We start from the raw sequence: 11,864 nt of genomic DNA, 5'->3' as shown, positions 1-11,864 counted from the left end.
TCCACGCGTACCCATCCCGAACACGACCGTTAAGCCTTTCAGCGCCGATGGTACTTGGACCGCAGGGTCCTGGGAGAGTAGGACGTTGCCAAGCCGCCTTCATTTAGAAGGTTCGGACTCTCACATGGGTCCTATGAGAAGTTATTAATGTTCCCTGATAGCTCAGTTGGTAGAGCACTCGACTGTTAATCGAGTTGTCACAGGTTCGAGTCCTGTTCGGGGAGCCACCTTTGCTCTCATAGCTCAGTAGGTAGAGTGCATCCATGGTAAGGATGAGGTCACCGGTTCGATCCCGGTTGAGAGCTCCAGATATTTTTTATACAACATGTGGCCCGTTGGTCAAGGGGTTAAGACACCTCCCTTTCACGGAGGTAACAGGGGTTCGAATCCCCTACGGGTCACCATATGGACGCTTAGCTCAGCTGGGAGAGCATCTGCCTTACAAGCAGAGGGTCGGCGGTTCGATCCCGTCAGCGTCCACCATCTTACTAGATATAAGATATCCGACTATGATATGCCGGTGTAGCTCAGTTGGTAGAGCGGCTGACTTGTAATCAGTAGGTCGAGGGTTCGACTCCTTTCGCCGGCACCATCCATAATGGGGATTAGCCAAGCGGTAAGGCAACGGACTTTGACTCCGTCATGCATAGGTTCGAATCCTATATCCCCAGCCATTGTTTGAGCCATTAGCTCAGTTGGTAGAGCACCTGACTTTTAATCAGGGTGTCGAAGGTTCGAGTCCTTCATGGCTCACCAGTAACAAAAAGTGTGCGCGTGTGGCGGAATTGGCAGACGCACCAGACTTAGGATCTGGCGTCTTACGACGTGGGGGTTCGACTCCCTTCACGCGCACCACCTTTTACGAGCAATACACTTGCCGTTGGTGAGTGTTTTTTTATTCAAAGCATCGTAGTAGATCCGTTAATAAATAAGAACAAATGCTTGCAACGAAGAGCAGCTTGTGATATAATATTTAACGTCGCATCTAATGTGAAAGTGAAAGATGGTACAACACAATATGCGGACATAGCTCAGTGGTAGAGTATCGCCTTGCCAAGGCGAGGGTCGCGAGTTCGAATCTCGTTGTCCGCTCCAGATTATGCGCCCTTAGCTCAGCTGGATAGAGCGTTTGACTACGAATCAAAAGGCCGGGAGTTCGAATCTCTCAGGGCGCGCCACTTATGAATAACGGGACGTAGCTCAGCTTGGTAGAGCACTTGGTTTGGGACCAAGGGGTCGCATGTTCAAATCGTGTCGTCCCGACCATTCATACGCGGGTGTAGTTCAATGGTAGAACTCCAGCCTTCCAAGCTGGTAGCGTGGGTTCGATTCCCATCACCCGCTCCATTCATCTTCAAATCAACTTCATAAGCGGACATAGCTCAGTGGTAGAGTATCGCCTTGCCAAGGCGAGGGTCGCGAGTTCGAATCTCGTTGTCCGCTCCAGATTTTATGCGCCCTTAGCTCAGCTGGATAGAGCGTTTGACTACGAATCAAAAGGCCGGGAGTTCGAATCTCTCAGGGCGCGCCACTTATGAATAACGGGACGTAGCTCAGCTTGGTAGAGCACTTGGTTTGGGACCAAGGGGTCGCATGTTCAAATCGTGTCGTCCCGACCATTCATACGCGGGTGTAGTTCAATGGTAGAACTCCAGCCTTCCAAGCTGGTAGCGTGGGTTCGATTCCCATCACCCGCTCCATCTTATACATGAACGCCATCGGGCGTTTTTTTGTTTTTTAGAGACATTAATCATTCAAGCTTGGAACCGATCGGCTTCCCCATTTTTATCATATGCTCCGTAATAATCTTCTTCCTGCCTCATCACCCATTCATATTATCAATCAAACCGAATGCTGTAGAAAGACCGTGACAGTGTGAATACTGACTTTTTAGACAATAGCATTAAAAAGTATTAGGAAATGTAATCTGATTAGAATAACGTCATAATTTGTATTAAACCTTATACTGTGATCCGCAGTGCATGATCATCATGTACATTTATCATGTATATCTCATTTGCAGACAGAGAATGAGCTGCGCAAGGATGATATCGAATGTGATATGAAATCCTTCATAAAGCCTGCTTTTGCTAAACCAAGAGCTAGCTGCGTCCGCTTCATATACTGTGCATCTAGGGATGAATGTCACGCATGAGGATGCAATCAAATTCAAATACTGTCTTTGGATGTAAGCTCAGATGAGATAAAATCAACAGGATGTCGTCACTCTTGAAAATGAATGATTGCCAATGATTTGTTTTGCTGCCTTTTAAGAAGACGATCGTTCGGATTACCTGTTATTATCATGTTAATTCTACGTTTGCTCGCATGAAAAACGTTCTTTTTTTCAAAGAAAGTAAGGATTTTAGTCGTAAATTGTAGTATGATGGTAAGAAAGCCTAATTTCAGAGTTACTGAAATCAGATAGGGGGAGACGAATGACTGACTTAACGTTAACCGCGAACAAAGCTAATTCAAATAACCTCTTGCGGCGAGACGTGCGCTTCCTAGGAAATATTCTGGGTGAAGTACTCGTACATCAAGGCGGCAATGAGTTGCTCAATATTGTCGAGAAGATCCGTGAATTAAGTAAATCCATGCGGGCAGTATTTCTGCCAGAGCTTTATGATGAATTTAAGCAGCTGATCAACACGTTAAACCCAGAAATTCGTCACCAAGTGATCCGTGCTTTTGCGATTTACTTTCAGCTTGTGAATATTGCGGAACAGAACCATCGGATTCGCCGTAAGCGTGACTATGAACGCTCCGCCGGTGAGACCGTACAGCCGGGCTCTATTGAGAGCAGCATCCTTGAGCTTAAGGAGCGCAAGGTAAGTGAAGAGGAATTGAATGAGATTCTTTCTTCCATTTCTCTGGAGCTTGTAATGACGGCTCATCCGACTGAAGCGATGAGACGTGCAATCTTAGATATTCATAAGCGGATTGCGGATGATGTCATGATGCTGGATAATCCAACACTGACGTATCGTGAGCGTCAACAGCTGCGTGACAAGCTCTTGAATGAGGTCATTACGTTGTGGCAAACAGATGAGCTTCGCGATCGCAAGCCAACTGTATTGGATGAAGTGCGCAACGGCTTGTATTATTTCAACGAGACTTTATTTGACGTTCTCCCGGAAGTCTATCAGGAATTGGAACGCTGCTTAGATAAATATTACCCGAGTCATCAATGGCATGTGCCAACCTATTTGAGATTCGGATCTTGGATCGGCGGCGACCGCGATGGCAACCCTTCAGTTGTAGCATCCGTAACAAAGGAAACACTCCGTATGCACCGGGGGCTCGCTCTTCACAAATATGAAGAACGGTTGAAGGATATCATGCGTGCGTTAAGCTTTAGTACAACCATTGTTCAGATTAGTGATGAGTTGAAGGCATCGATTGAGGAAGACCAGAAGAATATTACTCTTCGTTATGTCCCAACATGGTTGAACGACAAAGAACCGTATCGAATCAAGCTGTCATTCATGTTGGAGAAGCTGCGCGGCATTGTAGATGAATCGACGGAGGGAACGCCGCAGCGTTATAGCTCTGTGCGTGAATTTATCGACGATCTTCAAGTCATCGATCGCAGCTTGCGTCATCACTTTGCAGATTATGCAGCTGATACACATATTAAGAAACTAATTCGCCAAGCAGAACTGTTTGGTTTCCATATGGCAACGCTGGATATCCGTCAGCATAGCAAAGAGCATGAAAATGCAATGACGGAGATTCTGGCCAACATGAATATTGTTGAAGACTACAGCACTTTACCAGAAGAAGAGAAGATTGAGCTGCTTAACCGTCTGCTGAACGATCCGCGGCCATTAACGTCTTCATATGTTAATTATAGCGAGTCCACGAAGGAATGCTTGGATGTATATCATGTGGTATATGAGGCACAGCAGGAATTCGGCGTAAACTGCATCACTAGCTACCTGATCAGTATGGCTCAAGGGGCAAGCGATGTGCTAGAGGTTATGCTCTTGTCCAAAGAAGCAGGCCTATTCCAGAAGTCGCAGGATGGTTCTGTGACATGCACGCTTCAAGCCGTGCCGCTCTTTGAGACCATCGACGACCTTCATGCAGCGCCAGGCATTATGAAGACATTGTTTGATCTGCCGATCTACCGTGAAGGCGTGAAGGCAATGAATGATCTTCAGGAGATCATGCTCGGCTATTCAGACAGCAACAAGGACGGCGGAATGCTGACCGCCAACTGGGAGCTTCAGGTTGCACTGAAGTCGCTAACTGCAGTTGCGCAAGAAAGCGGCGTCAAGCTCAAGTTCTTCCATGGACGCGGCGGTGCGCTGGGACGCGGTGGAATGCCGCTTAACCGCAGCATTATGGCTCAGCCTCCTCACACTATTGGCGGTGGGATCAAGATTACAGAGCAAGGTGAAGTACTGTCATCTCGCTACTCCGTCCAAGGTATAGCGTATCGCAGCTTGGAACAGGCTACTTCTGCATTGCTGCAGGCGGCTCTTATGGCGCGTACGCCTGAGACGAAGCATGTTGATCCGCAGTGGGAGCAGTGGATGGTCACGATCTCTGAGACAGCTCAAGAGAAGTATCAGGATCTTATCTTCCGCGATCCAGACTTCTTGACTTACTTTAAGGAGTCTACGCCATTGCCTGAGATTGGCGAGCTGAATATCGGTTCCCGTCCTTCGAAGCGCAAAAACAGTGATCGCTTTGAAGATTTGCGTGCTATTCCTTGGGTATTTGCATGGACACAGAGTCGTTACTTGCTGCCCGCTTGGTATGCTGCCGGCACTGCTTTGCAGAGCTTCTATAGCAATGAGCCTGAGAAAATGACCATTCTGAAGCAGATGTATGAGAATTATCCGTTCTTTGCATCGATGATTGATAATCTGCAGATGGCGCTAGCGAAGGCGGACTTGGTTATTGCGAAGGAATATGCTGCGATGATCAAAGACGGCACGATTCGCGATCGAATCTTCAGCTGCATTGAGCAGGAGTATGAGCTTACATCCAACCTCTTGCTTGAGATTACAGGCCAGCAGGAGATTCTGGACAATGTGCCTGTCATTCAAGAATCGATTAAGCTTCGCAATCCTTATGTAGATCCACTGAGCTATATGCAGGTTCAATTGCTTTCTGAGCTGCGTACATTGCGTGAAGAAGGTCAGGATGATCCGGATCTGCTGAGAGAAGTGCTGCTTACGATCAACGGCATTGCTTCAGGGCTTCGTAATACAGGCTGATATCCTGCGTTCTTGGGGATGCTGCCATTACATTCAGAAATATGTGTAGAGTTCTATTACAATAGACTCTGTAATGCAATAAGCAGTCGAGTCACGCCTAGAGCAGGACTCGACTGTTCCTGTGTTCCTCGATTAAAGGAGTTGACCTCATGAAGAAGAGTGCCATATATTGGCTCTCCGTCATCTTAGTCCTTATCGGCGCTTGCAGTTATGGCTTCGTTGCTACGACGGTAAAGCTAGCTTATGCAGATGGCTTCACCGTTCCCCAAGTGACGGTGGCCATGAGTACAATTGGAGCACTCGTGTTATGGCTTATGGTATTCCTTCGACCAAGGACATGGCGTAATCCATTTAGCGGTGGTGGATGGAAGCTGTTGTTTATCGGGATATTCGGAATGTCCCTCACCACGATATTCTACAACACGACATTAGAGAAGCTGGATGCATCCCTGGCGATCATTCTGCTGTTCCAATTCACCTGGATTACGCTTGTATTGGATTGTGTTAGCCGTAGAGTATGGCCGAATTGCTATCAGTGGCTGTCGATAGCAATCGTGCTGCTAGGGACTGTGCTTGCGGTAGGCGTAAGCGAAGAGAGCTTTGCGCGATTTACGGTTATGGGCGTAATACTGGGCTTGCTGTCTGCACTAACGTATAGCTTATTTTTATGGATGACAGGCTATATCAAGACAGACCATGATCCCGTTATGCGATCAGCAATGACCTTGACGGGTGTGTTAATTGTTATTTATGGGTTCTACATTCCATTCATTGCAGGAGGGGTAGCCTTGCCTGCAAATCTGGGGAAGCTATTGCTATGGGCTTTGCTTATTGGCACCTTGTCCTATATTATTCCGACGGTAACAATGAACTTCGGAATCCCCAAGATTGGAAGCAGCCTTGCTTCCATGCTCTGTGCAATGGAACTGCCGGTCGTCACAATTGTGGCGTATACATTGTTAAATGAAAAGGTCACCATGCTCCAATGGCTTGGAATCCTGTTCATCTTGACCGGTATCGTCATTGCGGAACAGAAGAACACAATGAAATGACGGGTAAGATTGAGCAGTGAGGACGGAGGGAGAAGCGTTTGGACACGTTTGAGAAGCGACTCGTGAAGCTGGCCCGAAGTGGTGATACCAGGGCCTTTGCAGAGGTCGTTGAATTATATAAAGACAAGATCTTTCACCTTGCCTATCGAATGCTAAGCAACCGGCATGAGGCAGAGGACGTGGTGCAGGACACGTTTCTTCGAGTGTATCGCAATCTGGATCGATATGATGCCAATCAGAAATTCTCAACATGGATCTATCGGATTGCAACGAACCTGTGCATAGATCGTCTTCGCAAGAGGAAGCCGGTATATTCGCTGGATGCCGAGATGAATGATCAAGAAGGGGTCGATGGATATTCCATGATCCCAAGCGACGACCGTACCCCGGAGACGTATTTGCTGGTAAGTGAGACACAACGAATGATTCATGAGGCGATTGATAGTCTGCCGGCAAAATACAAGTCTGTCATGATTCTTCGCTATTTACAGGACATGTCGCTTCAGGAGATTAGCGATGTGCTGGATATGCCCGTGACAACCATTAAAACACGTGTTCACCGTGGCCGAGAGTTTCTTCGCAAGAAGCTCGAGAGAAAAATTTGAAGATTTTGCATAAATAAGTTTGAAACGAATTGCTTGCCACTACGTATCGTATATCAAAAGACTAACGTAGTTGGGTCTTGAGTGCCTACAGGCATCGGACAAGATTCATACTACTTTACGAATAAAGACCCCATGAAAGGATTGGCTCACATGGATTGCAAACAAGCCGTCTCATTAATGCACAGTCTATTGGACGATGATCTTGAACAATCATCTGCATTAGAGCTCAAGGAGCACATGTTGGGTTGTCCCGCTTGCAAGGAGCATTTCCATCAACTAGAGTCCACTGAGCAGCTGCTGTATGGATTCAACCATCGTTTGCAGACTCCGTCGCCGGATTTGACGGAGCGCATCCTGAAGGCTATTCCAGAGAAGCAGAAGCAGCAGGCCGCATGGCTGAAGTGGGTGAAGCGACATCCAGCGATTACGGTAGCCGCTGTATTCGTGCTCGTCATGATGGGAAGCGCCCTGAGCATGTGGAACGCCGATCAACAGATGATCGTGAAGGGTCAGCAGCTGGACGGGGTCATCATTGAAGAAAACAAGGTGATTATACCGAATGGCAAAGTAGTTAAGGGTGACCTCACGATTCATAATGGTTTGGCTGAAGTATACGGTGATGTTGAAGGCAATGTAACAGTCGTTGACGGACGAATTTTCCAAGCATCAACCGCTCATATCTCCGGTTCTGTTCAACAAATTGATGAGGCTATGAGTTGGATCTGGTACCAGATCACGAATTTGTTTTCGTCAGCTCCCTCAGCAAAATAAACGTATACAGACGTACGGATTGTATTACAGCCGCTCTTCCACCTCATGTTGTGGAAGAGTTTTTTTATTTATTCAGGAAAATTTAATACTTGATGGGTATGATAAGGGAAGGAGCAATTTATTCTCCCTCCACAATCCCTACAGCATTCGTGGAAATTCAGCAAGAAAATTGAAGATTGTTTTTCATATTTGCAGGGATTTTGCTTCATTTTGCAGAAAAGAGTATAGTTAGAGAGAGAAGTATCTTATAAGGGAAACACCGGGGGTACATTCATGAATTTGAACTATTTTACGAATTTGACATGGCAAGATGGCATGAAAGACCTTATTGATATCTTAATTGTAAGCTACGTCATTTATAAGCTTTTAGTTCTGATTCGTGGTACGAGAGCGGTACAGTTGTTGAAGGGGATCTTTGTACTCGTTATTGCTTGGGCAGTGAGCTCCTGGTTCAATCTTTACACGCTGGAGTGGCTGATGAATCAGATGTTTACCTTTGGTGTTCTGGCGCTCGTCATCATCTTTCAACCTGAATTGCGTCGTGCCTTGGAGCAGATTGGCCGAGGCAAGCTGTTCGGGTCGAGATCAGCCAATGAGATGGACGAGACGGGAAGAGTCATCGGAGAACTGATTAAAGCAGTGAATTATATGTCACGTCGAAAAATAGGGGCATTAATTGTCTTTGAACGAACGACGGGATTGAATGAATATATCGAATCTGGAATTGCAATGCATTCTCGCATCAGCTCAGAGCTGTTGATTAATATTTTTATACCAAACACACCGCTGCATGATGGAGCTGTTATTGTTCAAGGAGGGGACATTGCTGCCGCTGCATGCTATCTTCCATTATCGGAGAATCCCTTTATTAGCAAGGAGCTTGGAACAAGGCACCGGGCTGCGATCGGGATCAGTGAGGTAGGCGATGCCATATCCGTCATTGTGTCCGAGGAAACAGGCGATGTCTCGCTGGCGATAAATGGACAAATCGTACGCAATATTAATGAAGAGTCCATGATATCGAAGCTCTTCGAAGAGCTTCAGCCAAAGGAAAAACGGGAGTTCCGGTCGTTCTGGAAACGGAAAGGTGATAACCATGGATAAATGGCTCATGAATAACACCTCCTCCAAGATTATTGCACTCGTGTTGGGTGTTTTGCTGTTTGCTGTGGTACATAAGCAAGATCCTAATGTGAATACTCATCAGCCTTTGTATGAGACCAAAGAAATTCAAGCGGTTCAGATTGTAACCCAAGGCTTGGATGAAAAACAGTATGTCATCAATCGGTTGGAGCCGTCCACCGTACGCATCCAGGTTGAAGCCCTGCGCAGCCGCATGTCCTCCATCTTGACCGAGAATTACAAGGTGATCTTGGATGTATCTGGTTATGAAGCGGGTACGCACACGATTCCGCTCAAGTATGAGCTTCCTGACGGTGTGAAGCTGGTTTCCATGCAGCCATCTGCCGTAACGGTGGAGCTGGAGGAAGTCCAGACGAAGCAATTCGACGTCACGATTAAGACGAAGGGGACACCGCAGGATGGATACACCGCTGGAACGCCGATCATCACGCCATCCAATCGAGTGCATGTCACTCTGCCTACGTCAGAGATGGACAACGTGCAATCGGTCAGTGCGATGATTAATATCGATCAGGCGAATGAATCGGTGATTCAGAAGCAGGTGAAGCTGACAGCCTATGACAAGGCAGGCAATATGATGAAGAATGCGGTCATTGAGCCTTCTGTCATGCAGGTGGAGATTCCAATCTCCAAGCCATTCAAATCCGTTCCACTGCAGCTGAACGTCAGAGGCAATCTTCCAGCAGGCTTGGCTGTGGGTTCTGTCGAGCCTAGTGTGAATCAAGTGACCTTGTATGGACCGCAGGAAGACCTCGATCAGATTGAATTCTATGATGGATTGCAGATTGATCTGTCTACCTTCAAGGCGGCAGGAACGTACAATGTAAACTTGAAGTTGACGCTTCCGTCAAACCTTGAGAAAATGGAACCTAGTGCGATAGATGTAAAAGTAGTGATTGTCGCCGAGAAAGAACGAGTCATCTCCAATGTGCCTATTACATTAGCTGGTCGCAATGACAAGCTGAAGACCACCATTACGGAACCGGCTTCCCGTAGTTATGATGTCAAAGTGGTGGGCGCACCAGACCTTGTGGACGCATTGAGCGCTTCAGATATTCAGCTGATTGCCAATGTGAATGATCTGCCGCCTGGAAACCATCGTGTGACCTTGCAGGTTAATCTGCCGCGGTTTGTTCGACTCGTCAATAATCCGACCTTCTATGCGGTGATTCTGATTGAGGATAAGGATGTTCCGGCAGGGACAGATCCTGAACCAGACCCGAATCCACCTGTGGATCAAGGGACAGCTGGTGAAGGCGGATCGGAGTCCGAAGGCCAGAATCCACCTTCTGAAGAGCAGGAAGTCCCTTCAGGCGATGGAAATCATGGCACTGAGACACCGGATAACGGAAGCAATGCCTAGAAGATTCTAAGATAATGTCAACTTTAGATATAGAACATCATGAATCGGAGCACTTCAAGGGAGAGGAGCCCTGTCCAAGGGCTCCAATCGTATCATTTGGATAAGGGGATAGGAGAGATATGGGGAAATATTTTGGAACAGATGGAGTTCGCGGCGTAGCCAACCAAGAATTGACGGCCGAACTCGCTTATAAAGTAGGACGTGCAGGCGGATATGTGCTGACTAAGGAAGCCGCTAAGCCAAAAGTATTAATCGGAATGGACACTCGAATCTCAGGCAAAATGCTGGAAGCCTCGCTGACGGCTGGACTATTGTCCATTGGCGCTGATGTCGTGCTCTTGGGCGTATTATCTACACCGGCAGTTGCGTACCTAACGCGCACGCTTGGTGCGGATGCAGGGGTCATGATCTCCGCTTCTCATAATCCTGTAGAGGATAATGGGATTAAGTTCTTTGGTCGCGATGGCTTCAAGCTGCTCGATGAAACCGAGCTTGAGATTGAAGCGTTGATGGATGCGGAAACAGATGAGCTGCCTCGTCCAGTCGGCAAAGATCTTGGAACCGTTACGGTAGATACAGAAGCAAAGTGGAAGTATGTGGACTACTTAAAATCAACCGTAACACAATCCTTTGAAGGCAAGCGCATTGTATTGGATTGTGCCAATGGCGCTGCGTTCGAGCTCGCGCCGCAGCTGTTCCGCGATCTTGGAGCAGAAGTGATTACGATCGCTGCTGAGCCGAATGGCTTGAACATTAACGATTATTGCGGCTCTACACATCCGGAGAAGCTTGCTGAGGAAGTTGTTCGTCAGAAGGCTCATCTTGGGCTTGCATTCGACGGAGACGCGGATCGTCTGATTGCGATTGATGAGCAAGGGGAAGAGGTAGACGGCGACTATCTGCTGCTGATCTGTGGCGAAGCGATGTGCCGCACAGGAAAGCTCAATGAGAAGACCATTGTCTCTACTGTGATGAGCAATATTGGCTTCTATAAAGGGGTAGAGCAAGCAGGTCTTCATTCTGTTAAGACAGCTGTTGGCGACCGTTATGTAATGGAAGAGATGCGCCGCGGCGGCTACAACCTTGGCGGAGAGCAATCAGGGCATATCATCTTCTTGGATTATGGTACGACAGGCGACGGCATGATGACGGGTGTTCAACTGGTGGATACGCTTGCTGCTACTGGCCGTACTTTGTCTGAAGCGAAGAAGCTGATGCGCAAATTCCCGCAGGTGCTCGTTAATGTGCGTGTCGCTGACAAGAGCAAATATGCAGGCAACACGGCAATTGAGGAAGCGGTAGCCGCTGTTGAGAGTGAGCTTGGCGATAATGGCCGCGTACTCGTGCGCCCATCAGGCACGGAGTCGTTGATTCGGGTTATGGCTGAGGGACCGGACGTTGAGGTGGTAGAAGCATACGTTCAACGAATCGTTGAAGTGGTGGAACGCGAATTGCAATAATAACATGTCTATTGTGTAAAAGGTAAAGCCGTACTTCTCGCGTATTGATGGGAAGTGCGGCTTTTTTGCATGAGTGGCTGTCGAGGGAAATGATGCTTTTGGATTGAAGGATACGAGCTCATTGAAGGGGATGTTGGATGTATGAAAGCGCGTTTATGAAGGGTGGAGATCCTTAACCCTGTAAAGGAAAGTTGAGGGACGATATTGCCAGATGGAGTGGTCTTGCATATAATAAGCAT

The 11,864-nt window shown here is 47.4% G+C and carries 7 protein-coding genes, 16 tRNA genes and 1 rRNA gene; all 24 read left to right on the top strand.

Annotated features, from left to right (window positions below):
- Window positions 1–94 (top strand): 5S ribosomal RNA (gene rrf / locus B9Y93_RS22160); the annotation flags it as partial.
- A gap of 57 nt (window positions 95–151) precedes the next feature.
- Window positions 152–227: transfer RNA gene (locus B9Y93_RS22155), tRNA-Asn, on the top strand.
- Window positions 228–232: 5 nt separating this feature from the next.
- A tRNA-Thr gene (locus B9Y93_RS22150) sits at window positions 233–308 on the top strand.
- A gap of 21 nt (window positions 309–329) precedes the next feature.
- Window positions 330–404, top strand: a tRNA-Glu gene (locus B9Y93_RS22145).
- Between the two features lie 3 nt (window positions 405–407).
- Window positions 408–483 (top strand) — tRNA-Val (locus B9Y93_RS22140).
- A gap of 33 nt (window positions 484–516) precedes the next feature.
- A tRNA-Thr gene (locus tag B9Y93_RS22135) sits at window positions 517–592 on the top strand.
- A gap of 7 nt (window positions 593–599) precedes the next feature.
- Window positions 600–674, top strand: a tRNA-Gln gene (locus B9Y93_RS22130).
- 6 nt (window positions 675–680) lie between these two features.
- Window positions 681–756, top strand: a tRNA-Lys gene (locus B9Y93_RS22125).
- 14 nt (window positions 757–770) lie between these two features.
- Window positions 771–855, top strand: a tRNA-Leu gene (locus tag B9Y93_RS22120).
- 165 nt (window positions 856–1,020) lie between these two features.
- Window positions 1,021–1,095, top strand: a tRNA-Gly gene (locus B9Y93_RS22115).
- A gap of 6 nt (window positions 1,096–1,101) precedes the next feature.
- A tRNA-Arg gene (locus B9Y93_RS22110) sits at window positions 1,102–1,178 on the top strand.
- An 11-nt stretch (window positions 1,179–1,189) separates the two neighbouring features.
- Window positions 1,190–1,266, top strand: a tRNA-Pro gene (locus B9Y93_RS22105).
- Between the two features lie 7 nt (window positions 1,267–1,273).
- A tRNA-Gly gene (locus B9Y93_RS22100) sits at window positions 1,274–1,347 on the top strand.
- 24 nt (window positions 1,348–1,371) lie between these two features.
- Window positions 1,372–1,446 (top strand) — tRNA-Gly (locus B9Y93_RS22095).
- 8 nt (window positions 1,447–1,454) lie between these two features.
- Window positions 1,455–1,531 (top strand) — tRNA-Arg (locus tag B9Y93_RS22090).
- 11 nt (window positions 1,532–1,542) lie between these two features.
- Window positions 1,543–1,619: transfer RNA gene (locus B9Y93_RS22085), tRNA-Pro, on the top strand.
- Window positions 1,620–1,626: 7 nt separating this feature from the next.
- A tRNA-Gly gene (locus tag B9Y93_RS22080) sits at window positions 1,627–1,700 on the top strand.
- Window positions 1,701–2,438: 738 nt separating this feature from the next.
- Window positions 2,439–5,231 carry a phosphoenolpyruvate carboxylase gene (gene ppc / locus B9Y93_RS22075; RefSeq protein WP_085498347.1) on the top strand — a complete coding sequence of 931 codons (2,793 nt, stop codon included), beginning with the start codon at window positions 2,439–2,441 and terminating at the stop codon, window positions 5,229–5,231.
- A 149-nt stretch (window positions 5,232–5,380) separates the two neighbouring features.
- The gene (locus B9Y93_RS22070; RefSeq protein WP_085498345.1) at window positions 5,381–6,283 is read left to right on the top strand and encodes an EamA family transporter; all 903 of its coding nucleotides are present in this window, start codon (window positions 5,381–5,383) and stop codon (window positions 6,281–6,283) included.
- Window positions 6,284–6,321: 38 nt separating this feature from the next.
- On the top strand, window positions 6,322–6,888 hold the full coding sequence (gene sigW, locus B9Y93_RS22065; RefSeq protein WP_085498343.1) for an RNA polymerase sigma factor SigW: 567 nt from the start codon (window positions 6,322–6,324) through the stop codon (window positions 6,886–6,888).
- A gap of 150 nt (window positions 6,889–7,038) precedes the next feature.
- Window positions 7,039–7,659: a zf-HC2 domain-containing protein gene (locus tag B9Y93_RS22060; protein ID WP_085498341.1), complete on the top strand. Its 621-nt coding sequence runs from the start codon at window positions 7,039–7,041 to the stop codon at window positions 7,657–7,659.
- Between the two features lie 279 nt (window positions 7,660–7,938).
- Window positions 7,939–8,763 (top strand): diadenylate cyclase CdaA, encoded by an 825-nt coding sequence (gene cdaA, locus B9Y93_RS22055; RefSeq protein WP_085498381.1) that lies wholly within the window; start codon window positions 7,939–7,941, stop codon window positions 8,761–8,763.
- Window positions 8,756–10,165, top strand: coding sequence for a CdaR family protein (locus B9Y93_RS22050; protein ID WP_085498338.1), 1,410 nt, complete (start codon window positions 8,756–8,758; stop codon window positions 10,163–10,165). Before cdaA ends, B9Y93_RS22050 begins: the two co-directional genes overlap by 8 nt.
- 119 nt (window positions 10,166–10,284) lie before the next feature.
- On the top strand, window positions 10,285–11,625 hold the full coding sequence (gene glmM, locus B9Y93_RS22045) for a phosphoglucosamine mutase (RefSeq protein ID WP_085498336.1): 1,341 nt from the start codon (window positions 10,285–10,287) through the stop codon (window positions 11,623–11,625).
- The last annotated feature ends 239 nt before the right edge of the window (window positions 11,626–11,864 follow it).

Source organism: Paenibacillus aquistagni (assembly GCF_900177815.1).
Classification (GTDB): Bacteria; Bacillota; Bacilli; order Paenibacillales; family Paenibacillaceae; genus Paenibacillus_B; species Paenibacillus_B aquistagni.
Note: the sequence above shows the minus strand (reverse complement) of the source record. Positions and strands in the feature narration are given on the sequence as shown.